Source organism: Rhodopseudomonas julia (genome assembly GCF_030813515.1).
Lineage (GTDB): Bacteria > Pseudomonadota > Alphaproteobacteria > Rhizobiales > Afifellaceae > Afifella > Afifella julia.
The window spans coordinates 484,469-509,440 of the sequence record NZ_JAUSUK010000002.1 but is presented as its reverse complement, the minus strand read 5'-3'; the positions used below and the strand labels follow the sequence as shown (position 1 = coordinate 509,440).

The window sequence follows — 24,972 nt, the reverse complement described above, 5'->3', positions numbered from 1 at the left end:
GCGGTTTTCCGATGGAAGCCTATATCCGTTTCGCCGACAGGGTCTCCGCCTGGTTCGGCAAGGCCTTTGCCTGGTCGATCCTCGTCATGACCTTCGGCGTCGGCTACGAGGTCTTCGTACGCTATGCGCTCGGCACGCCGACGAGTTGGGCCTTCGACATTTCCTACATGATGTACGGCGCGCTCTTCATGATGGGCGGCGCCTACACCCTGTCGCGCGACGGCCATGTGCGCGGCGATGTCGTCTATCGGCTCTGGCGCCCGCGCACCCAGGCGATCGTCGAGCTCGTCCTCTATTTCCTGTTCTTCTTTCCGGGCATTCTCGCCCTCATCTTCGCCGGCTGGAAATACGCCTCGCGCTCGCTCCGCTACATGGAGGTGAGCGTGATGAGCCCGGCCAACGTGCCGATCTTCCAGTTCAAGCTCATCATCGTCGCCGCCGGCATCCTGCTCTTCCAGCAGGGCATCGCCCAGGTGTTCCGCTGCATCCTGTGCATCCGCCGGGGCGCCTGGCCGCAGCATGAAAGCGATGTGGAGGAACTCGAAGAGCAGCTCATCAAGGAGCATGAGCGCGACATTCTCCACCATGGTGGCGAGGCGATCGACATCGTCCTGCCGGCCGGTCAGACCCGCCAGAGCCTGCACCGCGGCCGCCGCGACGATGACGGGCCGCCCGATCGGTCACGAAACAGCCCCGGCACGGAACGCGAAAGATGACCGACCCGCAAATCGCCGTGGCGATGCTCGGCATCTTCATCTTCACCATCATGCTCGGCTTTCCGATCGCCTTCACCTTGATGGCGCTTGGTGTGGGCTTTGGCTACTACGCCTATTTCGACGCCGACCGGCAATGGCGCCTCTACGAGCGCGCCCTCACCGACGGGGCCGATCTGTGGACCCGCATCGAGACCTGGCTCAGCGGCTTCTTCAACAACCGCATCTTCGATCTCTTCGTCAATCAGACCTATTCGGTCATGTCGAACGACGTCTTGACCGCCGTGCCGCTCTTTCTCTTCATGGGCTATGTGGTCGAGCGCGCCAACATCGTCGACCGCCTCTTCTCCACGCTTCAGATCGCAGCCAAGCGCATCCCGGGCTCGATGGCGGTTGCCGCCCTCATCACCTGCGCGCTCTTTGCCACCGCCACCGGCATCGTCGGCGCCGTGGTCACGCTGATGGGACTCCTCGCCTTCCCGGCGATGCTCAACGCCCGCTACAATACGAGCTTCGCCTCGGGCGTCATCTGCGCCGGCGGCACGCTCGGCATCCTCATCCCGCCCTCGATCATGCTGATCGTCTATGCGGCGACCTCGGGCGTCTCCATCGTCCGGCTCTATGCTGGCGCGCTCCTGCCGGGGCTGCTGCTTGCCGGCCTCTACGTCCTCTATGTCGTCGGCCGCGCCTGGCTCAATCCGAAGATCGCACCGCGCCCGCCCGAAACCGAAGAAATGCAGGTCTCCGGCTTCGCCTTGTTGTGGCTTCTGATCACCTCCTTCTTTCCGCTGGCGATCCTCATCCTCTCGGTGCTCGGCGCCATTCTCTTCGGCCTTGCCACCCCTTCGGAGGCCGCAGCGGTCGGCGCCCTCGGCGGCCTCATTCTCGCTCTCGCCTACCGTGCCCTCACCTGGCAGCGGTTGCAGGAATCCGTCTATCTGACGGTCAGAACCTCGGCCATGGTCTGCTGGCTCTTCGTCGGCTCGTGGACGTTTTCCTCCGTCTTTTCCTATCTCGGCGGCGAACAGGTCATTTCCGATTTCGTCACCGGCCTCGACATCTCGCCGATCGTCTTTCTGATCCTCGCCCAGATCATCATCTTCCTGCTCGGCTGGCCGCTCGAATGGTCGGAGATCATCATCATCTTCGTGCCGATCTTCCTGCCGCTCCTGCCGCATTTCGGCATCGATCCCCTGTTCTTCGGAATTCTCGTCGCGCTCAACCTGCAGACCTCCTTCCTCACCCCGCCGATGGCGATGTCGGCCTATTACCTCAAGGGCATCGCCCCGCCGCACGTGCAGCTCGTCGAGATCTTCAAGGGTTGCATGCCCTTCCTCGGCATGGTCATCCTCGCCATGGCGCTCATCTACGTCTTCCCGGGGGTGGTCTTCTGGCTGCCGAATCTCGTTTACGGACGGTGAGCGAATGGGGAGAACGAGATGACGGCCGAACGAACCTTGGATGCCTGCGAGTTGCGCGACCGCATCGCCCGCGGCGAAATCAGCGCGCTTGCCGTCGCCGAGGCCTGTCTTGCCCGCGTCGCAGAGAAGGAAGGCGAAATCGAAGCCTTCGCCTTCCTCGATGCCGACCATGTCCTCGCCCAGGCGCAGCGTCTCGACGACTGGCGCAAGGCCGGCAAGCCGATCGGCCGCCTCCACGGCCTGCCGGTCGGGCTCAAAGACATCATCGACACCGCCGATATGCCGACGGAAAACGGCACCGTGCTCGATGCCGGCCGCCGCCCGCGCCAGGATGCCTTCGTCGCCGCAAAATTGCGGGCGGAAGGCGCCGTCCTCTTCGGCAAGACGACGACGACCGAGCTCGCCTATTTCGCCCCCACGAAGACCCACAATCCGCATGACACGACACGCACGCCGGGCGGCTCCTCGGCCGGCTCCGCCGCATCCGTCGCCGCCGGCATGGTGCCGCTCTCGGTCGGCACGCAGACCAACGGCTCGATGCTGCGGCCGGCCTCTTATTGCGGCGTCGTCGGCTTCAAGCCGGGCCACGGCGTCATCCCGCGCACCGGCCTCATCGTGCAATCGGAACCACTCGACACGATCGGCGTCTTCGGCCGCTCGGTGGAAGATACCGCCCTCCTCGCCGAGGTGCTCCAGGGCTACGATGCCGGCGACCACGACACGCATCCGATCGCCCGCGACCGGCTTCTGGAGACGGCGCGGAGCGCGCCTCCGGTCAAACCGCAATTCGCCTTCATCAAGACGCCTGTCTGGGACAAGGCCGATGCCGATATGCAGGGCGCCATGCAGGAGCTCGCCGGCCTCCTCGGCGATCAATGCGACGAGGTCGAGCTTCCCGCCGCCTTCGCCAACGCCCATCCGGCCCATCGCCGGCTGATGATGGCGGGCTTTGCGCGCAATCTCCGCCCCTGGGCGGAGCGCGGCTGGGATCAGCTCAGCCGGCATATGCAGGACGCGATCGACGAAGGCCGCGAAATCAAGGCCGTCGACTATCTCGCAGCCCTCGACTGGCGCAACATCCTCAATGCCGGGCTCGATCGCGTCTTCGCGCGCTACGACGCCATCCTGACGCCGGCCGCCCCCGGCGAGGCGCCTGCGGATCTGACGACGACCGGCGATCCCGTCTTCAACACCATCTGGTCGCTCTGCGGCGTGCCGGCTCTCAGCCTGCCGCTGGCAAACGGGGCAAACGGCATGCCGCTCGGCATCCAGATCGTCGGTGCCCGCGGCCAGGAAGGGCGTCTCCTGCGCACCGCGCGCTGGCTGATGGATCATGTCGCGGCATCTCCCGAGCCGGAGGAACGCTCATGAACGCTTGGAGCAACCGCATCCTGGCCCTCTTGGCGCTGGCAGGCTTCGCCCTCTTCCTCTTCATCATCGCCTGGTGGGTGCGCGAACCGGACCTCATCATCGTCCTCACCATTGTGGTCGCAATGGCGGCCTATGATTTCTGGGGCCATCCATGGCGGCAGCGGCGGGCCGAAGAGCGCGCGCAAGGCGAGAGCGACGCCTGAATTCTGAGATGCCCCGTCCAGGGACGCATGTCGCCCTTCTCTGCCTCATGCTTCTCGCCGCCCCCCTGCCGGCGCGGGCGGACAATTGCGCCCTCTCCGGCGGTGAAAGTCTCGCGACCGCTCACGCCACAGAGCCGCGCACGATCGTCACGCAAACGACAAGCTATACGCTCGCCGGCATCGCTCCGCCGTCGCTTCTCGCCGAAAGCCTGCCGGACGAGCCGATGTTGGCGGCAATCAACAAATTCCTGGCCTCGCCAACCGCCCGGGCGGTCCCGCTCTCGCAAAAGCCCGACCGCTGGAACCGCATCCCCGCTTGGATCATGACCGACAGCGTCTTCCTGCAGGAGGAGCTTCTCCGGCAAGGCCTTGCCGTCGCGGTTCCTTTTGCGGGCGACGCTCTCGGCGAGACCTGCGCCACACGTCTCTTCGCGGCGGAAGAAGAGGCACGAAAAGCCGGCCGCGGCATCTGGAAAACCCCGGGCCTCGTCCGCCAGGCAAGAGACGCAGCGGCGCTTTCGTCACAATATGGCCGTTACGGCATAGTGGAAGGGACCATCATTTCTGTTGGGAACCGGCCTTATCGCACCTATCTGAATTTCGGACGCGACTGGTCGCACGATTTCACGGCGGAGATTGACGGCCGGGACGTCCCGGTTTTCGGCGGGGAGCAGCAACTTCTGGGCCTGGCCGGAAAGACGGTCCGTCTGCGCGGCTTCCTGGAGGAGAAAGGCGGCCCGATGCTGCTGCTGCGAAGGTCCTCGCAGCTTGAAATGATGGACGGGCTGCAACACCGCTGAGGTTTCGCAACAGAGGGCCCCAAGGGTGATGTTCAAGAGCTTGATTTGCGACCGAAAGACGCGCATGGGCGTTGGTATGCGCAGGTCGTTGCTCTCTCTTTTCGTCGTCGCCTTGCTCGGCGGTTGCCAATTGGGACCGTCTCCGAGCCAGCTCGGCCGTGTCGAACCGGTCGCAGCCCTGCCTCAGGCGGGCCCCACAGTGTCGCCGGCCGAAAGCGCCATCGGCGCGCGCGAGCATCAGCGCGTTCTCGCCCAATATGGCGGCGTCTACAGCGATCCCGACGTACAGCGCGAGACCGAGCAGATCGTCAAACGCCTGGTCGAAGCTTCCGACGAGCCCGGCCGCAGCTACCGCGTCACCATCCTGAATTCGCCGGTCGCCAATGCCTTCGCGCTGCCCGGCGGCTATGTCTACGTCACCCGCGGCCTGCTCGCGCTTGCCGACGACCGCGCCGAGGTGGCCGCCGTCCTGTCGCACGAAATGGCGCATGTCATCCTGAAGCACGCCATCGCGCGCGCCCAGAAGGCCCAGACGAGCGAACTCGTGGAACGCGTCGCGACCGACGTCCTCTCCGATTCCAAGGCCGGGCAGTCCGCGCGTCTCAATTCGCGCATGACGCTGGCGAGCTTCTCCCGCGATCAGGAGGCCGAGGCCGACAGAACTGGCGTGCAGATCGCCGGCCGCGCCGGTTACGACCCCTTCGCAGCCTCCCGCTTCCTCGACAAATTGCAGCGCTATGCGGCCTTCCGCTCGGCAAGCGGCGAGAAGGACGATGCGCAGAACTTCCTGTCCTCGCATCCGGCGGCCCTTGAACGGCGCGCGCTCGTCGTCAAGGCGGCGCGCCAGTTCGGGGCGCCGGGCGTCGGCGAACAGGGGCGGATTCCCTATCTCAAGGCGATCGACGGCCTCGTCTATGGCGACGATCCGTCCGAAGGCTTCGTGCGCGGCCGCGAATTCCTGCATCCGCGCCTTGCCATCGGCTTCAAGGTGCCCCCGCCATATCGCCTGGAAAACACGCGCGAGGCGGTTCTGGCCGCGGCGGGCCGCGATACGGCCATGCGCTTCGACGGCGTGAAGGCCGCCGACAACCAGAGCCCTGAATCCTATCTCGCCTCCGGTTGGATCAACGGTCTGGAAGAAGGATCGATCGAGCCGCGCACCGTCAACGGCCTCTCCGCCGCTGTCGCCAATGCCGTTGCCGGCGACTGGCAGTTCCGCATCGGCGCGATCCGGCTCGGCAGATCCATCTACCGCTTCATCTTCGCTCAGCGCGGCAGCGCCGGGGATATCGATGCGGCCCTGTCTGAGACGCTTACGAGCTTCCACCGCCTCGATCCGGCGGAGGTGGCGCGCCTGCGGCCGCTCAGGATAGACCTCGTCATCACCAATCCCGGCGACACGGTGAAAAGCCTCGCCACCCGCATGAAGGGCGTTGAAAGAGGCGAAGAGCTGTTCCGCATCCTCAACGGCCTCACTGACGACGAGCCTCTCGGCGCCGGCCGCATGGTCAAAGTCATTTCCGATTGAGGTAGGGATTTTCGGGCGGCGCGCCCTTTGAGAGAGCCTGCGCCGCCGGTCAGGAAGCCGCGAACCCGGCGAAGGCTGAGGCGACCCGCTCATAGACGTCGCGCTTGAACGGCACGATCAATTCCGGCGTATTCTCCAGGCGCTCCCAGCGCCATTGCAGGAATTCCGCCTTGTGGCCGTCGCGCGGGCCGACGTCGATCTCGCCCTCATCGCCTTCGAAGCGGAAGGCGAACCATTTCTGCGTCTGTCCGCGATAGCGCCCTTTCCAGGCGGAACGACAGAGTTCTTCCGGCAGATCGTAGTGCCACCACAAGGGGGATTCGGCGAGAAGCGAGACGGAGCGCATCGCCGTCTCCTCATAGAGCTCGCGTTTGGCCGCCTCCAGCGGCGTCTCGCCAGGGTCCATGCCGCCTTGCGGCATCTGCCAGGCATAGCCGGAGGAGACACTCTCCTCGCCGCCGGTCCTGCGCCCGACGAAGACGAGCCCGTCGGCGTTGAAAACGGCGAGGCCCACACACGGGCGATAACCTTCAAGCGGCTCCGCAAAGCCGGTTTCATGCAACATGTTTCCGTTCATTCCTCTTGCTGCGCCAGCGCGCTCACCGGCACGAATGCGATCCCGCGCGCTTGCGCTTCGGGCATCCATTCCGCCAGTGCCGAAACGGTCGACGGGAAGGCCGAAGCGACGCCCACAGCCCACCCCTTTTGGCGTGCGATCGTCTCCAGATCGTCGAGCGCCTGCGCAACCAGAGCCGGCTGCCTTTGCTTGTCGATAATCCGGTCGGCCACCACGACCGGCGTGCCGAGAGACGGGCCGAGCCGCCCGGCAACGCTCAAATCCGAGCTGCCGTCGTCGACATAAAGAAGGCCGCGCTCGCCGAGACTGGCGAGAAGCGGCCGCATCGCATCTGCCTCGGCCGTGAACCGACCGCCGAGATAATTCATGATGCCGGTATAGCCGCCCGTCCGGCTCAAAATCCAGGCAAGGCTGTCCGCATTGGCCCCGCTCTTGGCACTGACGAGCAGCGTATGCTCGCCCGAATCGGTGCTCGGATAGCCGAAAGGCTCCATCGGCGCCTGCAGCAGGATTTCGTGTCCGTCGGCGCGCGCATCGCCGGCCCAGCGATTGAGGCTCGATCCGGTCGCGGCAAACGCAAAGGTAACGTCGCTCGGAAGGGCCCGGATGGCGCGCTGCGTGCCGGTCTGACTGATGCCGAGGCCTCCGACGATGATGGCGATATGCGGCTGATCGGGAGCGAGATAGGCCGGGCGCGCATAGGCCTCGCGCGGCAGCGTGCCATCGTCGCCGATGCGCGGCAGCGGCCCATAGGCGGAGCTTTCCTGCAATTCGGGAAGCGGTGCACCGGCAAAGAAGGCTGTGCTCGTCGGCGCCTGCTGCAACGCCGCCTGCATGCGTTCAAAATCCGTTTGCGGCTCGGAAGAAGCGGCCGCGTCAGACGGCACCGGGTCGGTGAAGAGCGAGCCCGCATGTGACGGGGCGGTCACGCCCGCCTCCATCTCCCAGCCGGGGGCCGCGAGCGCCTGACGGCGCGCATCCTTGACGGAGGTCTTGTCGATGCTGCCGGTGGTTTCGGGCCCGGCGCCTTTCACTTCGGCGACCGCGAAGGCGCGCCCGCCATCGGGATCATCGACGAGCGCCGTCCACATCAAGGCGGTGACGAACACCACCCCGGCAAGAACCAGCGGAACATAGAAAAGCCAGCGCAGCCGTCCTTTTCGGACCGGCCGCGCCGGGCGCTTCAAAGGTGCATTGAGCTCGTCGGCCGCCATCGATTCCCGTCGGCTGGCTCATGCAGCGGGGCGAAATGCCCCGCTGATTCGTCAGTTAGGTATACCCTGGGACGGGTCTGCCGGAAACCGGTTGTTGACCTGGATGCCGCGCAGAAGATCGAGCGCATATTGCAGCTGCTTGTCGTCCTTGGCCTCCGCCGGGACATAGGCCGACGCCGCGGAGACCTTCTCCTCCTCGCCGTCCTCGCTCGACAGATGGCCGCGCAGATTGGCCTCGCCCGTCGCTTCCTCGCTGCCCTTCAGCTCTTCCGGCAGCTCCTGCACGACCTCGATGTCCGGCTCGATGCCCTTCGCCTGGATCGAGCGGCCCGAAGGCGTGTAGTAGCGCGCCGTCGTCAGCCGGATTGCCCCGTTGCGGCCGAGCGGAATGATCGTCTGCACCGAGCCTTTGCCGAAGGAGCGCGTCCCGACGATCGTCGCGCGGCGATGATCCTGCAGCGCACCGGCCACGATCTCCGAAGCCGAAGCGGAAGCGCCGTTGACGAGAACGATGACCGGCTTGCCGTCGGCCTTGTCGCCGGCCCGCGCCGTCGCACGCTGCACGTCGTCTTCCTTGCGGCCGCGCGTTGAGACGATCTCGCCCTTGTCGAGGAAGTCGTCCGACACGGCGATCGCCTGATCCAGAAGACCGCCCGGATTGTTGCGCAGATCGAGGATATAGCCCTTGAGCTTGTCCTTGCCGATTTCCTTCTTCAGCTCGCTGAAGGCGTCGTTGAGGCCGTCGGCGGTCTGCTCGTTGAACTGCGTGATGCGGATATAGCCGACATCCTCCTCGGCGCGGTCGCGCACCGAGCGCACCTGAATGATGTCGCGGATGATCTTGATGTCGAGCGGCTTTTCGACGCCCTCGCGGCGGACCGTGAGCGTGATCGGGGAATTCACCGGACCGCGCATCTGATCGACGGCCTCACGCAGAGACAGACCGGCGATCGGCTCGCCGTCGAGATGCGTGATCACGTCGCCGGCGCGCACGCCCGCTTTGTCGGCAGGCGTATCTTCGATCGGCGTCACGACCTTGATGAGATCGTTTTCCTGCGTCACCTCGATGCCGAGGCCGCCGAACTCGCCGCGCGTCTGCACCTGCATGTCGCGGAAGCTCTTCGGGTCGAGATAGCTCGAATGGGGATCGAGCGAGGTCAGCATCCCGTCGATCGCAGCCTCGATCAGATCCTTCTCGGAAGGCTCTTCGACATAATCGCTGCGCACCCGTTCGAAGACGTCGCCGAAAAGGTTGAGTTGGCGGTAGGTTTCAGAGGAAGCGGCCGTCGCCGAACCGGTCTGCCCGACTTGCACGACAGCGCCCATGGCCACCGCGCCAACCACCGCACCTGCGGCCAGCAGGCCCATCTTACGCATCATCCTCGAACCTCTTTTTGCTCGCGCCGGTCCCACCACGGATCCGGGTCGATCGACCGTCCATCCTTGCGAAACTCGACATATAGAACGGGCTGGGCGGAAGTGTGGTCAATATCACTAAGGCTTGCAAGCCGCTCTGCGCCCATAACCGCGACCGGCTCTCCGGCCAGCACGAACTGGCCAAGTGCCACATCTATGCGCTCAAGCCCAGCCAGAACAACATGATATCCGCTCCCGACGTTCAGGATCAAGACCTGCCCGTAGCTGCGGAACGGGCCCGCATAGACGACCCACCCGTCTGCGGGTGAGACAACACGCGCATCCGGGCGTGTGGCGATCGAAATCCCGCCGGCATGCGCCCCGAATTCGTCCCTTTCGCCGAAATGCGTAAGGATCGGGCCCGCCGCCGGCAGCGGCAAAATCCCGCGCGCCTTGTCGAATTCAACGGCCGGCGCCATGCGCGCCGTGTCCTGGAGGTCGCGCGCCGCCTGTTCGGGCGTCTTGTTGCGGGCGGCTTCCTCGGCCCGGCGCGCCTCTTCGGCGGCCCTTGCCGCGGCCTCCACCTCTTTCTCCAGCGAACCGATCAGGTCTTCAAGCCCGCTCGCATCTTCGGCGAGCGCCGACGCTTTCTTCTGTTCGTCGGTGAGTGCGGCCTCGGTTCTCTGGCGCTGCTCTTTCTTCGATTCGATCAACAGGTTGATGCGCGTCTGCTCCTCGCCGAGCGTCGCATATTGCTTCTTCAGGTCCTCATGCTCTTCTTCGATCCGCGCCTTGAGCTGTGTGAGCTCGGCGAGATCGGCGGCAAGCGCCTCCGCCTCCACGCGAATATCCGGCAGAACGGCACCGGCGAGGATCGAACCGCGGATCGCCTTCAAGGCATCCTCCGGCCGCGACAGGATCGGCGGCGGCGGCGTACCGCCCATGCGCTGCAAGGCCGCGAGCACTTCGCCCAAGACTTCGCGCCGCGCTTCCAGCGACTGGCGCACCCCGTCCTCGTTGGCCTGCAGCCGGTCGAGGCGGATTTCGGTGTCCTGGATGCTGTTTTCCGCCCGGCGCAGCCGTTGCGCCGTCGCAATCAGCTCGCTGCTGAGCTTCGCCCGGTCGGCTTCCACCGCCTCGATTTCGCGACGCAAGGCTTCCTGCCGTTTCTTGGAGACTTCGATCGACCGGCGCACCGCTTCGAGCTCGGCCGCTCGCGCCCGGCGCCGGGCTTCCGCGGACAGAGACATGCCTCCCTCTGTCACCCCCTCCCCCGTGACCGCCGCCTCATCAGCCGGGATTGCCGCCTCGTCCGGCACCTCCGTCTCGGTGGCGAAACTCGGCCCGAGCGCGAGCGGCAGAGCGACGCAGACGAGCGCCATCGCCCGAATGCCGTTCCTCAGGATCCGCGCCCGATATGTCGGAGAGTGATTCGTCACCGTCTCACGATGCCAGTCGATCAGGGCCTTGCGCCACGCCTTTTGGAGAGACACTCGTGGACGCTCTTTCGGTCAAGTGCGTTCTCGCCGGCGCCTCTCATGCGCGGTGATAAGGATGCCCGCTCAAGATGGTGACGGCCCGGTAGACCTGCTCGGCGAGCATGGCACGGGCGAGCTTGTGCGGCCATGTCATGCGCCCGAAGGCGATGGCCGCGATCGCTTCTTCGCGCAAGCTCGGATCGAGCCCGTCCGGCCCGCCGATCACGAGACAAAGGCCGGAAACGCCCTTTTCCGCCTCGCCGCCGATGAGCCCAGCAAAATCTTCCGATGAGAGATTGCGACCCGTCTCGTCGAGCGCCACGATCGGATATCCCGCCGCGAGCTTCTTCAGGCTCGCAGCCTCCTCCGCCTTGCGGTCGTCTGCCCGGGAGGCGGAGGATTCGGCAATTTCGCGCACGCTGATCCCGCTGATACCGACCGATCGGCCGCCTTTGCCGACCCGCTCGAGATAGCGGGCCGCAAGGTCGGCTTCCGGTCCGGCCTTCATCCGGCCGACCGCGAGAACAAAGATCTGCAACGCTTGTGACCCGGCCTACTCAGCCCTGGACGCGACGCTCCGCATAGGGCTCCGCCGACCACATCTTTTCCAGGTTGTAGAACTCACGCACTTCCGGACGGAAGACATGGACGATCACGTCCCCGGTATCGATCAGCACCCAGTCGCAATGGGGCAGCCCTTCGACGCGGGGAATGTTGTGGCCGAGGCCCTTGAGCTCGCTGATCACCCTTTCGGCGATGGCGCCGACATGGCGATGCGAGCGCCCCGAGGCGACCACCATGTGATCCCCCAAAGCGGATTTCCCGGCGATGTCGATGGTCACAACGTCCTCGGCCTTCGCATCATCCAGGCTCGAGAGGACGGTTTTCAGCTCATCCGCCGCTATAAGGTTGGCGCCGGCATGAGACGCGTGAGGCGCAAACATCGGAATGCTCGCCTCGCTCTGGCTAGTAGTCAGGAGTAAGATCCTCTTTCCTTCCTGCCGTGAATAGGCCGGGCCAAAAGTAAGCCACATGCCTACGGTGACGTTGTGTCACCCCATAAAGATAGAAACGAGACCATGACAGTTTCAAGTCCAATCTCTCACGGAGAGGCCTGTCATGGACGATGTGACGCGAAAAATCGCGCTTTGCGGCATGGTCTTAGCACACATCAGCCACTCGCGGCACGCAGCGCCGTCGACGAGACAGGCGTGCGCGGACCCGGCAGAACGACGAAAGCGGGGGCTGGCCGGTCGGCGAGGCAGGCCGCCGATTCGTTGCCGTGGCGATAAGGCGCGAGGGCCCGAGCCGCCGGCGCGGCAAGCGGCGCACTCAAAGAACCCGGCCGCGGCACGATGGCGATCGGCACGCTTGCGGCGATCTCCTGCCAGCTTTCCCATAGGTGAAAGTTCTTGAGATTGTCGCCGCCCATGATCCAGACGAAGCGCGTCGCCGGCTCGCGTGTCGCAAGCCGCGCCACGAGATCGGCCGTGAAGCGGATGTGCCAGCGATTTTCGATCGCCGTCACCTTGAAACGCGGATGGCTCGCGATCCGCGCCGTCGCTTCCAGGCGCTCCCGCAACGGCTTTAAGCCATGCGGTGCCTTCAAAGGATTGCCCGGCGTCACCAGCCACCACACCTGATCGAGCTGCAACAGCCGCAGCGCCCGGAGCGCCACCTGCCGGTGCCCGATATGCGGCGGATTGAACGAGCCGCCATAAAGCCCGATCCGCTGCCCCCGCCCATGCGGCGGGAGGCCCTCGTAAATCCGGCTGTCGCGGGCAGTGTGGAACGAACGGGAGATCGCTTCGCCTCGCGCCTAGGCCCGCGTCTGGCCGCTGCCAAAGACGCAATACTTGAAGCTCGTCAGCTGCTCCACGCCCACGGGCCCGCGCGCATGCATCCGCCCCGTCGCGATGCCGATCTCCGCCCCCATGCCGAATTCGCCGCCATCGGCAAATTGGGTGGAGGCGTTGTGCAGCACGATGGCGGAATCGACGAGCGCCATGAAACGGCGGGCTGCCGCCTCATCCTCAGTGATGATCGTCTCCGTATGCCCAGAGCCGTAGCGGGCGATGTGCTCGCTCGCCGCCTCGACGCCGTCCACCACCTTCACGGCGATGATCTTGTCGAGATATTCCTTCGGCCAGTCCTCCTCGCTCGCCGCATGGGCCTGCGGGAAAAGCGCCCGCACGCTCTCGTCGCCGCGGATCTCGCATCCGCCCATCGAAAGCGCCGACAGGATCGGCTCGAGATGCGTCTTGGCAACGGCCTGATCGACGAGAAGCGTCTCCGCCGCGCCGCAGATGCCCGTGCGCCGCAGCTTGGAATTGACGGTCACGTCCACCGCCATCTGCAGCTCCGCCGCCTCATGCACATAGACGTGGCAGACGCCTTCCAGATGCGCGAAGACCGGCACGCGCGCCTCCTTCTGCACCCGTTCCACCAGGCTGCGCCCGCCGCGCGGCACGATGACGTCGAGATTGCCGGCGAGGCCTGCAAGCATTTCGCCGACGGCCGCACGATCGCGCAGCGGCACGAGCTGGATCGCATCCTCCGGCAGCCCCGCGACGCGCAGCCCCTCGCTGAGGCAGGCATGAATCGCCGAAGAGCTCTCGAGCGAATCCGAGCCCCCGCGCAAAATCACGGCATTGCCTGCCTTGAGGCAGAGCGCACCCGCATCGGCGGTGACGTTCGGCCGGCTCTCATAGATCACGCCGATGACGCCGAGCGGCGTGCGCACGCGCGAAATCTTGAGCCCGTTCGGCCGCTCCCAGGAGGCGATCACATCGCCGACCGGATCGGGAAGCGCCGCCACCTCTTCAAGGCTCCTGGCGATCGCCTCGATGCGCGCCGCATCGAGCTTCAGCCGGTCGAGCATCGCCGGGGCGAGCCCGTCCGCCTCGCCGCGCTGCATGTCGCGCGCATTGGCATCCAGAATTTCATCGGCCCGTCCGCGTACGGCATCCGCCATCGCGCGAAGCGCCGTATTCTTCTCCTCCGTCGTCGCAAGCCCCAGCGGTCGCGAAGCCGCACGGGCACGAATGCCCATCTCAGCCATCAAGGCAGCGGCGTCGTTGTTCTGTCGCAGGGCTGCGAAAACCATCTTCGTCTCCACGTTTTTGGAGGGGAACAAGTGCTGTTAGCGCGGCAGGCGCAAGAGGAGCAAGGCGCGGCGCCTTATCGCTGATAGGGCAGGCCCTCGTCATCCAGCTGCGCCTGCACCAGCGCAGCCAGATAATCTTCCATCTCGGTGAAATCGAGATGGCCCTTTTCCCAAGCCTGATCGGCTGCGGCTAAAGCGTTTTCATACCCACGCCGGTCCTCGCGGATGCGCTCTGGGAGAATCTTCCGGCCCGGCAGCAAAGCCCCCGCGCGAACACAAAGAAGATAATAGCTGGCCGCTCGCGCGGTTCTGCCGTTGCCCTCGACGAACGGGTGTATCCAGTTCAAACGCCATAACCCGTATGCAGCGAGTTCGGTCGGGCTCCAAATGTACCAGTTTTCATGCACGTTGGAGATGAAACGGTCCATCCACTCGCCGACATCTTTGAAATGCGGCGGCTTGTGGTCGCCAACGTAAATGGGCTCCTCCCGATAGCGCCCGCCGAATGCCGAGATGTTGGCAACCGCGATATGGTTGAGCACCCACAACATGTATTTGTCGAAGGCACGTCCCTGCTGCAGCCCGATCTCGATGCAGTTTGTCATGTAGTCGTACTGGCGCAGAAGATTTTGCTCCTGCATCCGCACGTACAGATCGCCGTTCTCTTCTTCCAGGACCAGCATATCATCGACCTCGACAGGAAGCCGAACCACTTAATCAGGCGGGGTTTCGGATCCGAATATGTCCGGCCGCCTCCTTGGCGGATTCCTTGGTTATTCGAGATCCTCGTGGCGCATTCCCATAGGCGAAACTGGCCCGCTGCTCGAGAATTTGCTCATCCGTCATCACGACATTCTTCGCTTGCTCCAAGCGCGCACGCAATTCGGGTCGATCGGGCGCACGCTTCAGGGCTGCCTTTCGTTCGGCCATCCGTCCCTCCAACAAGTCCTAAAGAACCATATCCCAACAACCCTTGCCGGCAAGTGACACGCGTCAGGCAGCGTATCCCCTTTGCTTGTCGGCCACTCACGTCTCTCGGAGCACGAGATCGTCGTGATGGACGATCGCCGAGCGCCGCACATAGCCGAGAATTTCGGAGATTTCCTTCGATTGGTGCCCGATGATCTGCGCCGCCTCGTCGGCATCGTAACCGACGATGCCGCGGCCGATCTCGATGCCGTCCGGATCGACGAGAAGCACCGTATCGCCGCGTGCGAAATGACCGGAAAAGCCGCTGACGCCCGGCGGCAGCAATGAACGTCCGGCCCTGAGCGCCTTCACCGCCCCCGCATCGAGGCTGAGCGAGCCTTTCGGCTCCAGATGACCGGCAATCCAAGCTTTTCGCGCCGTGGCGGGAGTCGTCTGCGGCCGGAACCAGGTGACGGGCGCCCCGCTGTCGATCCGCGTCAGCGGATTGAGGTGATGGCCGGAGCCGATCACCATGGCAGCACCGGCCGCCACCGCTATCTTGGCCGCCTCGACCTTGGTGCGCATGCCGCCGCGCGACAATTCCGAGCCGGCATCGCCTGCCATCGCCTCGATCTCGGGCGTAATCGCCGTCACCTCCGGAATGAGATGGGCATTGGCGTCCTGCGCCGGAGGGGCCGAATAAAGCCCGTCGACGTCGGACAAAAGCACCAGAAGATCGGCGCCGACCATGGCCGCGACGCGCGCCGCCAGCCGGTCATTGTCGCCGTAGCGGATTTCCGTGGTCGCCACCGTGTCGTTCTCGTTGACGACCGGCACGACGCCCATGCCGAGAAGCGTCGTCAAAGTGGCGCGCGCATTGAGATAGCGCCGCCGCTCTTCGGTGTCGCCCAATGTCAGAAGCACCTGCGCGGCGTGAATCTCGCGCGTCTGCAGCTCCTCCGCCCAGGCTTTCGCAAGCGCGATCTGGCCGACGGCCGCGGCAGCCTGCGCTTCTTCCAGCTTGAAACGCCGGCCGTTGAGGGAAAGCCGCCCGCGCCCGAGCGCAATCGCCCCGGACGAGACGACGAGACATTCGGCCCCTTCCTGGCGCAAAGCTGCCAGATCGGCGGCAAGCGAGCCGAGCCAGTCGCGGCGCACGCCGCCGCCGCGCTCCACCAGAAGTGCCGAGCCCACTTTGACGACGATGCGCTTGTAACCCGATAGCTTTCTCATTGCCCCCTCGCCCGAGCCTCGGCTCCGCAGCCAGGCCTTTCCACGCTTGCCCACATGGCCACGCCAGGCAGAACCCGCCTCATGACAGAACGCGCCTCATGAGAGCGGCGTCCACTCCCCGTCCTCATCCGCTTCCTTCTTGCCGCCGTGCGGCAGCGCGGCAAGGCAGGTGTCGAGAACCTCGGAGACGCCTTCGCCCGTCCCGGCGGAAACCAGGAACGGCTCTTTGCCCGACGCGTCTACAATCTCCGAAATCGCCACCTCCCGCGCATCCTCGTCGAGAAGATCGACACGCGACAGCGCGACAATGACCGGCTTTTCGGCAAGACCGTGACCGTAAGCGTTGAGTTCTTCGCGCACGGTGCGATACGCGGTTGCCGGGTCGCCCGCAGCATCGACGAGATGCAAAAGCGCGCGGCAGCGTTCGATATGGCCCAAAAACCGGTCGCCGATCCCCGCCCCGTCATGCGCGCCTTCGATCAGGCCTGGAATGTCCGCGAGCACGAATTCGCCGCCCTTGTGGCGCACGACGCCGAGATTGGGGTGCAGCGTCGTGAAAGGATAATCGGCGATCTTCGGCTTTGCCGCCGAAACGCGCGCGAGAAACGTCGACTTTCCGGCGTTCGGAAGCCCGACGAGCCCGATATCGGCAATCAGCTTCAGGCGCAGCCACACCCACATCTCCTGGCCTTCCTGGCCGGGATTGGCACGCCGCGGCGCCTGGTTGATGGAGCTCTTGAAATGGATGTTGCCGAAGCCGCCATTGCCGCCATGGAGAAGCTTCACCCGCTCGCCGACACGGTCGAGGTCGGCGAGAAGCGTCTCGTTGTCCTCGGCAAAAACCTGCGTGCCCGCCGGCACCTTCAAGACGACGTCCTTGCCGCCGGCGCCGGTGCGGTTGCGTCCCATGCCGTGGCCGCCACGCTCCGCCTTGAAATGCTGCTGGTAGCGATAGTCGATGAGCGTGTTGAGCCCGTCGACCGCCTCAAGCCACACATCGCCACCGCGTCCGCCATCGCCGCCGTCCGGCCCGCCGAATTCGATGAATTTTTCGCGCCGGAACGAGACGGATCCCGAGCCGCCATCGCCGGAGCGCAGATAGACCTTCGCCTGGTCGAGAAACTTCATGGCGTTCTGCCTCCAACGGCCGCAAATTCGGACCGGTTCACCTGCATGTCGTCGACATCGACGTCACTGTCACGCGCCCGGCAATAAAGCGAATAGCTGCCCGCCTTCGTAAAGCCGAGCTTTTCCAACACCCGGCGCGAGGCGGGATTGTCGACGAAGACGCCGGCCCCCACGCGTTCGGCCGGCGCATCGCCGCCGAAGCCGGGTCGATCGAAGATCGCCGCCACCGTCGCCGCCAGCGCTTCCGTCGCATAGCCGCGCCCCCAGAACGCGCGGCCGACGAAATAGCCGAGCCGCGGCATCGCGCGTGGCGGCGTGCCCGATCCGGCGCGCTTCACCGTCACCTCGCCGACGATCTCCTTGCCGCAGAGCATCGTGAGATGATGAAAACCTTCGTCCTGCTCCACCTGCTCGGAGCGCTGCACGAACGGCCAGGCCGGCATCGCCAGCATGCGCACCACCTCCCAATCGTTCTTGAGGTGATCGAGGGTGGCGAGATGACGGGCGCGCTTCGGCGTCAATACGAGCCGGTCAGTGGTCAAATCGCTGAGCGGTGAGTGCATCGTCTCGTAAACCTTGCGGGCCAAGAACCTTGCGGCCTCTTCTGAGATTTCGGCAAAGGCCGCAGACACGAACCTCCCTGCCCGGAAGCACCCGGCACGGACGAATTCGCAAAAACAGGGCCCCGAATCGAAAAGGGGAAGCGGTCGCCCGCTTCCCCTTCATCACTTGCGCTGGATCGGCGGGAGGCCGCGTCGCAACGCAGCTATTCGGCAGCCTCCACCGGCGGCAGCACCGAAATATAGGTGCGCCCCTTGAGGCCTTTGTGGAACTCCACATGTCCATCGGTCAGCGCGAAGATCGTGTGGTCCTTGCCGAGACCGACATTCTGGCCCGGATGCCACTGCGTGCCGCGCTGGCGAACGATGATGTTGCCGGAGACGACCGCCTCGCCACCGAACTTCTTGACGCCGAGGCGCCGACCAGCGGTATCGCGACCGTTTCTCGACGAGCCGCCTGCTTTTTTGTGCGCCATGGTTACTTCTCCTTCGATTCGTCAGCGAGGGTCTTGGCCTGTGCGACCCAATCCTCGTTCTCGGCCTTGCCTTTGAGCTTCAGAGCCTCGTCCAGCTTCTGAACGTCGTCCTTCGAAAAGCCGGCGATCTGGTCGTAGCGCGTGACGCCGGCCGCATTCAGCTTCTTTTCCATGGCCGGGCCGACGCCGCTCAGCTTCTTCAGGTCGTCCGGCTCGCCCGCCGGCGCCTCGAAGACGGCTCCGTCCGTCTCGGCGTCCTTGGCAGGCTTCTTGGCTTCCGCCTTTTCGGCCGCTTTCGCCTCGGCCTTCGTCTCCGCCGGGGCTTCCGCCTTCGTCTCGGCCGGCTTCGCCTCGTCCTTCGGCGCCGCCTTCTTCGCCTTCGACGGCTTCTTGCCGTCGGTCAGGATGTCGGTCACGCGGATGAGCGTGTAATCCTGGCGATGGCCGTTCTTGCGGCGCGAATTCTGCCGCCGGCGCTTCTTGAAGATGATGACCTTGCGGCCGCGCGTATGCTCCACGATTTCCGCGGTGACGGCGGCGCCGCCGACAAACGGCGAACCGATCTTCGGATCGCCCTCGCCGCCGACCATGAGCACCTCTTCGAAGGTGACCGTGTCGCCGGCATCGCCTGCGAGCTTTTCGACTTCCAGAAGCGTATCGGCGGCAACGCGATATTGCTTGCCGCCGGTTTTGATGACTGCGAACATTTCGTCCTCGACTCCCGTCCTGGCGGTGGCCCGCCGGATCGGCTTTTTGTTCAGTCTGAACCGGTTGATATGGGGCCGCTTGCGGCCAAAGCAAAACGGCGCCGGGCAGAGCCCACGCCGATTTCAGCCGCATAAAGATCAGCGAGCCCCGAAAGTCAAGACCGCCGGCACCTTGAGGCGGCTCCCTCGACACTTCCTTAGGAGTCGCCTGTGAGTGTCCCCTCTGGCCGCCCCATTAGGCACTCCCCGCGAATCGTCCGCGCTCGGCGTTCCCCGTGAGCGTACCCTTGGGCGCTCCTTCCGACATCCCTGCTGCGGGACGCCCCGGACGCTCCTCTTTGAGCGTCTCTTTGGGCGCCCGACCAGGCGCCCCTTATAGGCGCGCCCCGAAGCGGCCGAACCAGCCCGAAACGCTGTCACGAAAACGGCCGATCTTGCGACAGGCTTGCACTTTTCCAGGAAATCGTTCCGACACCCTTGTCAGACGCATCATGCATGCGTAGATACGCGGCGCCTCGAATTTCAGCGCCCGCGGAGGGGTGCCGGAGCGGTCGAACGGGGCGGTCTCGAAAACCGTTGTGCGCGCGAGCGTACCCAGGGTTCGAATCCCTGCCCCTCCGCCATTTCCCGCTGATTTCCACTTGTCGATTTCCGTACCTCGCTGACCGCGAATGTCCGAGGTGGTCTTGGATTTTCGACTGGTATGCCACGGGCTACGCCTAGCATTGGTTTCAATCCAGGCGGCGACCGAGATCGACACCCCTCCCCCTGGATCGCTCCCATTTATCCGGGCGGCGCCTACCGCGGAATGGCCGTCGCCGCCCTTGCGTTGGGGATTGAAGCCGAATGGCGGAAATCCCCCATGGGCGTGGTTCCGGCACAGCCGAAAGCCCGGCCCGAAGGGCAACGCCATAAACGGGCACCTGTGGTCGCAAATCATGCCGCTCGCTTTCCGCGACTGGCGACGAAAATTTGCAAAACGAAAGGCCTTGATTCTCCGGGCCAGCCTATCTGTAGTGGCCTGTCGGGACTTCGCGACAAACAGCAATGCCGCTGTCGCGCTTCTAGCCGGAGAACGTGTCAGCTCTCATCGTTAGCTCTTGCCAATCAAGTTGGTCGGCAAAAATCTGAGTGGCCAGCGTGCAATCGAGGGCGCTGCGGCTCGGTCGGGGTATCTGGGAGCCGAATTCTGACATCGAAACCGGCACCAGTTTAGGGGTTCGCTTGCCTGCACGCCGACGCGCGTCAAACGCCGTGGCAACCCAATCGGCACGCGACACTGGCGGCGAACCGGCCAGATGGAGGATTTCGGGAATGACATCGCCGGCGACCATACGGCTCGCCAGTTCCAAGAGCCTCTTTGCGACATGAAAAATTGGTGTCGGGGAACCAATCTGATCATATGCGACCCTTACGGGGTCATCATTTCCTTGCAGCAACCGAGCGATGAAATCCTTTTGATCACCGAACAACCAAGCCACCCGACAGATGCAAACCCCACCGGCGGCAGCCAGAGCATTATGCTCACCCTCTGCCTTTAGGTGGCCATAGCTGTTCAGGGGCGAGACTGGATCGGACTCGCGCCATGGCCGATCGGGCACATCACCGAATACATAATCGGTCGAAATATGGATGAACGGCGTTCCGGCAAGTTGGCAAGCTTGAGCCATATGCCCAGGCGCAATAGCGTTAACATGATGGGCGCGTTGCGGTTCCACTTCGGATGCCTCAACGCCAAGTGCCGCTGCGTTGATTACAGCATCGGGGCGTAATCGCCCAAGAACGCGATGAAATGCTACGGCGTCGGTGACGTCGAGTTCTGCACTCGAAAACCCTCTCACAGCGGGGCCGCCAATCAATGACAGCGCACGCCCGAGTCTCCCATTACCGCCTGTGACAAGAACTATGATCGTATCATCTCCTAGAAGGGCAACGTCCCTTCTCAGTGCCGGGCCGTCCAAGGGTCGATCACCGGAACGCCTGCCGCATCGAAGGCGCTGGCGTCGCGTGTCGCGACCGTGAAACCATGGGCGGTCGCAATCGCAGCGATATAGCCATCCGGCGTTGGAAAGCCCTTACCGGCCTTGCGGGCCGCAACGACGAGATCGGCATAATGACGGGCGGCATCGGTGTCGAAGGCGAGGATTCGCCCCTCAAAAAGCGGCAGCATCGCGTCGACCATCGCCGCGAGCGTCTGCTTGCGCCGTCCCTCCGGCAGCGCGCCGATGCCGAACAGGAGTTCTGCGACGCTCACGCTGGAGATGTAGAGGGTTTCGGCCACCTGTTCGTCCAGCCAGTCGCGCACGGCAGGGTCCGGCTCCGGCTTCATCGCCTCGGAGACGACGTTCGTATCCAGAACGATCATTCAACGCTCATCGGCGTGGCGGCCGTCTTGTCGCGGGCCTGTTCCAGCGCCTCGAAATCGGCATTCGTCAGCCCGGCCTCGCGGCTCAACGCAGACAGGGCGGAGCCGAGGCGCAGGCGCTCGGCGGGACGCACGGCCGCCTCCAGAATGTCGCGCATTTCGGCTTCGGTGCTGCGGCCATGCTGCGCCGCGCGCACCTTGAGGGCACGATGGGTCTCGTCTGAAAGGTTGCGAATGGTCACGGCGGGCATGTGATGGCATCTCCGACCCAGCGATGGCAGCGATATCAAAATAGGAAATGTGATATCAACCGACAAGCTGTGACCGTTATCGGGCGGCGGGGCGTGAGCGGACCCACGACATCGGCAAAGGCATTCTCACGCCCGCGATTTCGCCCTAAAGCTCTCGGCGAAACGGAGAGCCCCCTGCGATGAAAGCCGTCCTGTTCGAAAAATTTCAAGAAGCGCCCAGGCTGGTCACGGTGGATGACCCGAGCCCGGAAACGCATGGGGTCGTGCTGAAGGTCGCGGCGACCGGCGTCTGTCGAAGCGACTGGCATGGCTGGATGGGGCATGACAGCGACATTGAGCTGCCGCATGTTCCAGGTCACGAGCTCGCCGGCGTCATTGCGGCCGTGGGCCGCGATGTCACCCGCTGGAAGGTGGGCGACAAGGTCACCGTGCCCTTCATCTGCGGCTGCGGCAGCTGTCCGGAATGCGCCGCCGGGCATCAGCAGGTCTGCCTCAACCAGGAGCAGCCGGGCTTCACCCATTGGGGCTCATTCGCGGAATACGTCGCCATCCACCAGGCCGATCTGAACCTCGTCGCGCTGCCCGAAGGCATGGCGTTTGCGACCGCAGCAAGCCTCGGCTGCCGCTTTGCCACGTCCTTCCGGGCGGTGATCGATCAGGGCAAGGTGCGCGCGGGCCAGTGGGTGGCCGTGCATGGCTGCGGCGGTGTCGGTCTGTCGGCCGTGATGATCGCTTCGGCGGCCGGGGCGAACGTCATCGGCGTCGATCTCGATCCGGCAAAACTCGATCTCGCGAAAAACCTCGGGGCCGTCGCCGTCATCAACGGCCAGGAGGCCGATGTGCCCGCCGCGATCAAAGAGATCACCAGCGGCGGGGCGCATGTCTCGCTCGATGCGCTCGGCCATCCGGTGACCATGACGAACTCCATCCTGGGCCTCAGGCCCCGGGGCAGACACATTCAGGTCGGGCTGATGCTCGGCGAACATGCCGCCCCCGCCATCCCCATGCCCAAGATCGTCGGCCAGGAGATCGAGCTCATCGGCTCTCACGGGATGCAGGCGCACCGCTATGGCGCCATGCTCGACATGGTGGCAAGCGGCAAGCTCGATCCATCCCGCCTGGTGGGCGATCAGATCAGCCTTGCCGACGCGCCCGAGGCCCTGATGGCCATGGACAAATTCCAGTCCGTCGGCGCCACCGTCATCACCCGCTTCTGAGACAGGCCGAAGCTCAAGTCAGCGCATCGTTCCGCGTCATCAATCCTGAGCGGTCGGACGCACGACAATGCTGCCGATCTCGACATCCTCAGGCTGGTCGATGGCGAAGGCGATCGCCCGTGCGATCGCATCGGGCGAAATCGCCAGCTCGTCCTTGCGCTTTTGGATCGCGGCCTTGATGTCGGGATCGCTGATCGCGCGCTCTGCAAACGACGTGTCGATGAAACCCGGAGAGACTTCCGTCGTACGCAGATTGGGCGATTCCTGCCGCAGCGCTTCGGTGGCGGTGCGCAGCGCGTTCTTGGTTGCGGCGTAGACGCCCATTGTCGGCACGATTTTGAGGCCCGCCGTCGAAACGACGTTGACGATATGCCCGCTTCCCTGACGGCCGAAAACGGGAAGTGCCGCGGCGATGCCGTAAAGCGCGCCCCGCAAATTCACGTCGATCATGGCGTCCCAGTCATCGACCTGCAGAGCGTCGAAGCGCGAAATCGGGCCGATGCCCGCATTGTTGACGATGACGTCGAGCCGGCCGAAACGCTCGCAGGCGAGCTCAACCAGCGCGTCGAGGTCCGCGCGCCGGGTGACGTCGGTCGCACGATAGACGGCCTCGCCGCCCGCTCGCTCGATCTCTTGCGTCACGGCAGCGATCTCCGCCTCGCTTCGTGCGCCGAGCACCAGATGCGCTCCGTGTGCGGCAAGATGAAGGGCGGTCGCCCGGCCGATGCCGCGTCCGGCTCCGGTCATTGCGACGACTTTGTTGGCGATGGTCACGGTGAAGGCTCCGTCTCCCAATTGGAAGCACGAGTCTATGCGGCCATTTCCGGGTGATCTATGCTCGAAAATCCATGTCTTCGTCGCGATACGCCGAAATATCCGTGGATCCCTTCTCGCAGGTTCTGGCCGCGCTTGGCGCTCGGAGCGTTCGGGGAACGGGCCTGGAAGCCGCTGGACACTGGGCCCTCGCCTTCGACGGGCGCGCCCGGCTGAAATTCGTGGCGGTGACCCGCGGCCGATGCTTTCTCCTCCTTCCGGACCGGCCACCGGAGATGCTGGAGGAAGGCGATGTCGTCCTGATCGCCAACACGCGCTATGTCGTCGCCAGCGATCCGGCGGTCGAGCCGATCGAAGGCATGCCGCTCTATGAGAACCCAGGCCAGGACGTGGTGCGTCTCGGGGCGGGCGACGAGACGGTCATGATGGGCGGCGGCAGCGGCTTTTCCGGTGGCAGCGCCGCGTTCGTCCTCGACGCGCTGCCGGCGTTTCTGCGCATCGACCGGACCTCACCCGCCGCCGCATCTGTCGCAACGACGCTGAAATCCTTGAGACATGAGGTCGACAGCAAGGAGCTCGGCGGCGCCCTCGTCGCCGAGCGGTTGGCGGAAATTCTCGTCATCGAGGCGGTCCGCGCCTTCGTCGCCACCCGTCCTGCAAACAAAGTCGGCTGGATCACCGCGCTGGCGGATCCGCGCATCGGCAAAGCACTCACGCTGCTGCACGGCGATGTCGCGCGCCGTTGGACGGTCCCGATCTTGGCGTCGGAGGTCGGCATGTCGCGTTCAGCCTTTGCGCAGCGTTTTGCCGATCGTGTCGGCCGCCCGCCGCTCGATTACCTCACCCGCTGGCGCATGGTTCTGGCACAGCGCCAGCTCAGCGCCGGCGAGAGCGTCGCAGCCGTTGCGGCCGCGGTGGGTTACAGCTCACAAAGCGCCTTCTCACATGCCTTCAAACGAACCTTCGGCCAAACGCCGAGCGCAGGCGGCTGATATCACCTCCCCCGCCTCAAACGCACGCAGCGCACCTCGCCGGGTCGCAACACATCGTTTCAATCCACGCCTCTGCGCGAGGGGCGACCATCGCGGTCGGTTTCAACCCGGCTCGCGTCGCGTTTCGATCCACGCCCCTGCGCGAGGGGCGACCGCGGGCCGCCATCACCTGCGGGTCGACGCCGTGGTTTCGATCCACGCCCCTGCGTGAGGGGCGACCAACCTCTACACCGGGATTGGCGACTATTTCGACGTTTCGATCCACGCCCCTGCGTGAGGGGCGACCTGCGAAGCACAGCGCGACCAGATGTGGGTTCGGGTTTCGATCCACGCCCCTGCGTGAGGGGCGACTCGATCGAGCTGGAACGACCGTCTCGCTATACAGATCAAGTTTCGATCCACGCCCCTGCGTGAGGGGCGACTCAAGACGCCATCCTTCATCGACAGCGTGACCCCGTTTCGATCCACGCCCCTGCGTGAGGGGCGACGGGGCGCATGCGCAGCCGCTCGCCGTCGGCGGGGTTTCGATCCACGCCCCTGCGTGAGGGGCGACACAGCAACGCGGACCCAGAAACCGCGGATGTCATGTTTCG

General features: G+C 64.8%; 27 protein-coding genes, 1 tRNA gene and 1 CRISPR repeat array (1 of these 29 running past the window's edge). Of the genes, 9 read left to right on the top strand and 19 right to left on the bottom strand.

What is annotated here, in order from left to right:
* Window positions 1-11 precede the first annotated feature (11 nt).
* From J2R99_RS11550 to J2R99_RS11525, 6 genes are all read left to right on the top strand, one after another.
* Entirely contained in the window at window positions 12-716 is a 705-nt protein-coding gene (locus J2R99_RS11550) for a TRAP transporter small permease subunit (RefSeq protein WP_307154625.1), read from the top strand.
* On the top strand, window positions 713-2,134 hold the full coding sequence (locus tag J2R99_RS11545) for a TRAP transporter large permease (protein ID WP_307154624.1): 1,422 nt from the start codon (window positions 713-715) through the stop codon (window positions 2,132-2,134). The genes J2R99_RS11550 and J2R99_RS11545 overlap by 4 nt, the downstream gene beginning before the upstream one ends.
* 18 nt (window positions 2,135-2,152) lie before the next feature.
* The gene (locus tag J2R99_RS11540; protein WP_307154623.1) at window positions 2,153-3,505 is read left to right on the top strand and encodes an amidase; all 1,353 of its coding nucleotides are present in this window, start codon (window positions 2,153-2,155) and stop codon (window positions 3,503-3,505) included.
* On the top strand, window positions 3,502-3,708 hold the full coding sequence (locus J2R99_RS11535; protein WP_307154622.1) for a hypothetical protein: 207 nt from the start codon (window positions 3,502-3,504) through the stop codon (window positions 3,706-3,708). The genes J2R99_RS11540 and J2R99_RS11535 overlap by 4 nt, the downstream gene beginning before the upstream one ends.
* Before the next feature lie 8 nt (window positions 3,709-3,716).
* Window positions 3,717-4,508: a thermonuclease family protein gene (locus J2R99_RS11530; RefSeq protein WP_307154621.1), complete on the top strand. Its 792-nt coding sequence runs from the start codon at window positions 3,717-3,719 to the stop codon at window positions 4,506-4,508.
* Window positions 4,509-4,584: 76 nt separating this feature from the next.
* Window positions 4,585-6,036, top strand: coding sequence for a M48 family metalloprotease (locus J2R99_RS11525; protein WP_307154620.1), 1,452 nt, complete (start codon window positions 4,585-4,587; stop codon window positions 6,034-6,036).
* 49 nt (window positions 6,037-6,085) lie between these two features.
* On the opposite strand, the gene J2R99_RS11520 is transcribed toward J2R99_RS11525, so the two are convergent.
* The 15 genes from J2R99_RS11520 to J2R99_RS11450 form a co-directional block, all read right to left on the bottom strand.
* Window positions 6,086-6,601, bottom strand: coding sequence for an RNA pyrophosphohydrolase (locus J2R99_RS11520; protein WP_307154619.1), 516 nt, complete (start codon window positions 6,599-6,601; stop codon window positions 6,086-6,088).
* An 8-nt stretch (window positions 6,602-6,609) separates the two neighbouring features.
* Window positions 6,610-7,827, bottom strand: a complete 1,218-nt coding sequence (locus J2R99_RS11515; protein ID WP_307154618.1) for a divergent polysaccharide deacetylase family protein — start codon at window positions 7,825-7,827, stop codon at window positions 6,610-6,612.
* 51 nt (window positions 7,828-7,878) lie between these two features.
* On the bottom strand, window positions 7,879-9,207 hold the full coding sequence (locus J2R99_RS11510; RefSeq protein ID WP_307154617.1) for a S41 family peptidase: 1,329 nt from the start codon (window positions 9,205-9,207) through the stop codon (window positions 7,879-7,881).
* Window positions 9,204-10,676 carry a murein hydrolase activator EnvC family protein gene (locus J2R99_RS11505; RefSeq protein WP_307154616.1) on the bottom strand — a complete coding sequence of 491 codons (1,473 nt, stop codon included), beginning with the start codon at window positions 10,674-10,676 and terminating at the stop codon, window positions 9,204-9,206. Before J2R99_RS11505 ends, J2R99_RS11510 begins: the two co-directional genes overlap by 4 nt.
* A 43-nt stretch (window positions 10,677-10,719) precedes the next feature.
* Complete coding sequence (rlmH, locus tag J2R99_RS11500; RefSeq protein WP_307154615.1) at window positions 10,720-11,199, bottom strand: 23S rRNA (pseudouridine(1915)-N(3))-methyltransferase RlmH; 480 nt, start codon at window positions 11,197-11,199, stop codon at window positions 10,720-10,722.
* Window positions 11,200-11,218: 19 nt separating this feature from the next.
* On the bottom strand, window positions 11,219-11,605 hold the full coding sequence (gene rsfS / locus J2R99_RS11495) for a ribosome silencing factor (protein WP_092810605.1): 387 nt from the start codon (window positions 11,603-11,605) through the stop codon (window positions 11,219-11,221).
* 227 nt (window positions 11,606-11,832) lie between these two features.
* Window positions 11,833-12,429: a nicotinate-nucleotide adenylyltransferase gene (locus J2R99_RS11490; RefSeq protein WP_307155687.1), complete on the bottom strand. Its 597-nt coding sequence runs from the start codon at window positions 12,427-12,429 to the stop codon at window positions 11,833-11,835.
* Between the two features lie 51 nt (window positions 12,430-12,480).
* Window positions 12,481-13,767, bottom strand: coding sequence for a glutamate-5-semialdehyde dehydrogenase (locus tag J2R99_RS11485; protein WP_307154614.1), 1,287 nt, complete (start codon window positions 13,765-13,767; stop codon window positions 12,481-12,483).
* A gap of 74 nt (window positions 13,768-13,841) precedes the next feature.
* The gene (locus J2R99_RS11480; protein ID WP_307154613.1) at window positions 13,842-14,450 is read right to left on the bottom strand and encodes a Fic family protein; all 609 of its coding nucleotides are present in this window, start codon (window positions 14,448-14,450) and stop codon (window positions 13,842-13,844) included.
* 34 nt (window positions 14,451-14,484) lie between these two features.
* Window positions 14,485-14,697 (bottom strand): hypothetical protein, encoded by a 213-nt coding sequence (locus tag J2R99_RS11475; RefSeq protein ID WP_307154612.1) that lies wholly within the window; start codon window positions 14,695-14,697, stop codon window positions 14,485-14,487.
* 96 nt (window positions 14,698-14,793) lie between these two features.
* Window positions 14,794-15,909, bottom strand: a complete 1,116-nt coding sequence (gene proB, locus J2R99_RS11470) for a glutamate 5-kinase (protein WP_092810597.1) — start codon at window positions 15,907-15,909, stop codon at window positions 14,794-14,796.
* Between the two features lie 96 nt (window positions 15,910-16,005).
* Window positions 16,006-17,037 (bottom strand): GTPase ObgE, encoded by a 1,032-nt coding sequence (gene obgE / locus J2R99_RS11465; protein ID WP_307154611.1) that lies wholly within the window; start codon window positions 17,035-17,037, stop codon window positions 16,006-16,008.
* On the bottom strand, window positions 17,034-17,624 hold the full coding sequence (locus J2R99_RS11460) for a GNAT family N-acetyltransferase (protein ID WP_307154610.1): 591 nt from the start codon (window positions 17,622-17,624) through the stop codon (window positions 17,034-17,036). Before J2R99_RS11460 ends, obgE begins: the two co-directional genes overlap by 4 nt.
* A gap of 179 nt (window positions 17,625-17,803) precedes the next feature.
* A complete protein-coding gene (rpmA, locus tag J2R99_RS11455; protein WP_307154609.1) occupies window positions 17,804-18,073 on the bottom strand; it encodes a 50S ribosomal protein L27 in 270 nt (89 codons plus the stop codon).
* Between the two features lie 2 nt (window positions 18,074-18,075).
* A complete protein-coding gene (locus tag J2R99_RS11450) occupies window positions 18,076-18,780 on the bottom strand; it encodes a 50S ribosomal protein L21 (protein WP_307154608.1) in 705 nt (234 codons plus the stop codon).
* A 533-nt stretch (window positions 18,781-19,313) separates the two neighbouring features.
* Between J2R99_RS11450 and J2R99_RS11445 the strand changes: the two genes are divergently transcribed.
* Window positions 19,314-19,403: transfer RNA gene (locus J2R99_RS11445), tRNA-Ser, on the top strand.
* Window positions 19,404-19,844: 441 nt separating this feature from the next.
* Here the strand turns inward: J2R99_RS11445 and J2R99_RS11440 are convergent.
* The 3 genes from J2R99_RS11440 to J2R99_RS11430 are packed head-to-tail and all read right to left on the bottom strand — an operon-like array spanning window position 19,845 to window position 21,396.
* Window positions 19,845-20,741 (bottom strand): SDR family oxidoreductase, encoded by an 897-nt coding sequence (locus J2R99_RS11440; RefSeq protein WP_307154607.1) that lies wholly within the window; start codon window positions 20,739-20,741, stop codon window positions 19,845-19,847.
* Entirely contained in the window at window positions 20,723-21,145 is a 423-nt protein-coding gene (locus tag J2R99_RS11435; RefSeq protein ID WP_307154606.1) for a type II toxin-antitoxin system VapC family toxin, read from the bottom strand. The genes J2R99_RS11440 and J2R99_RS11435 overlap by 19 nt, the downstream gene beginning before the upstream one ends.
* On the bottom strand, window positions 21,142-21,396 hold the full coding sequence (locus J2R99_RS11430) for a FitA-like ribbon-helix-helix domain-containing protein (protein WP_307154605.1): 255 nt from the start codon (window positions 21,394-21,396) through the stop codon (window positions 21,142-21,144). Before J2R99_RS11430 ends, J2R99_RS11435 begins: the two co-directional genes overlap by 4 nt.
* 179 nt (window positions 21,397-21,575) lie before the next feature.
* Here J2R99_RS11430 and J2R99_RS11425 point away from each other — a divergent pair, with 179 nt between their 5' ends.
* Window positions 21,576-22,613, top strand: coding sequence for a zinc-dependent alcohol dehydrogenase family protein (locus J2R99_RS11425; protein WP_307154604.1), 1,038 nt, complete (start codon window positions 21,576-21,578; stop codon window positions 22,611-22,613).
* 39 nt (window positions 22,614-22,652) lie between these two features.
* Here the strand turns inward: J2R99_RS11425 and J2R99_RS11420 are convergent, their stop codons facing one another.
* Window positions 22,653-23,360, bottom strand: coding sequence for an SDR family oxidoreductase (locus J2R99_RS11420; RefSeq protein ID WP_307155686.1), 708 nt, complete (start codon window positions 23,358-23,360; stop codon window positions 22,653-22,655).
* A 131-nt stretch (window positions 23,361-23,491) separates the two neighbouring features.
* On the opposite strand from J2R99_RS11420, the gene J2R99_RS11415 reads away from it, so the two are divergent.
* Window positions 23,492-24,379, top strand: a complete 888-nt coding sequence (locus J2R99_RS11415; protein ID WP_307154603.1) for an AraC family transcriptional regulator — start codon at window positions 23,492-23,494, stop codon at window positions 24,377-24,379.
* A 56-nt stretch (window positions 24,380-24,435) separates the two neighbouring features.
* Window positions 24,436-24,972: direct repeats of the CRISPR family, unit length 32 nt; unit sequence GTTTCGATCCACGCCCCTGCGTGAGGGGCGAC; it runs 1,021 nt beyond the window's last position.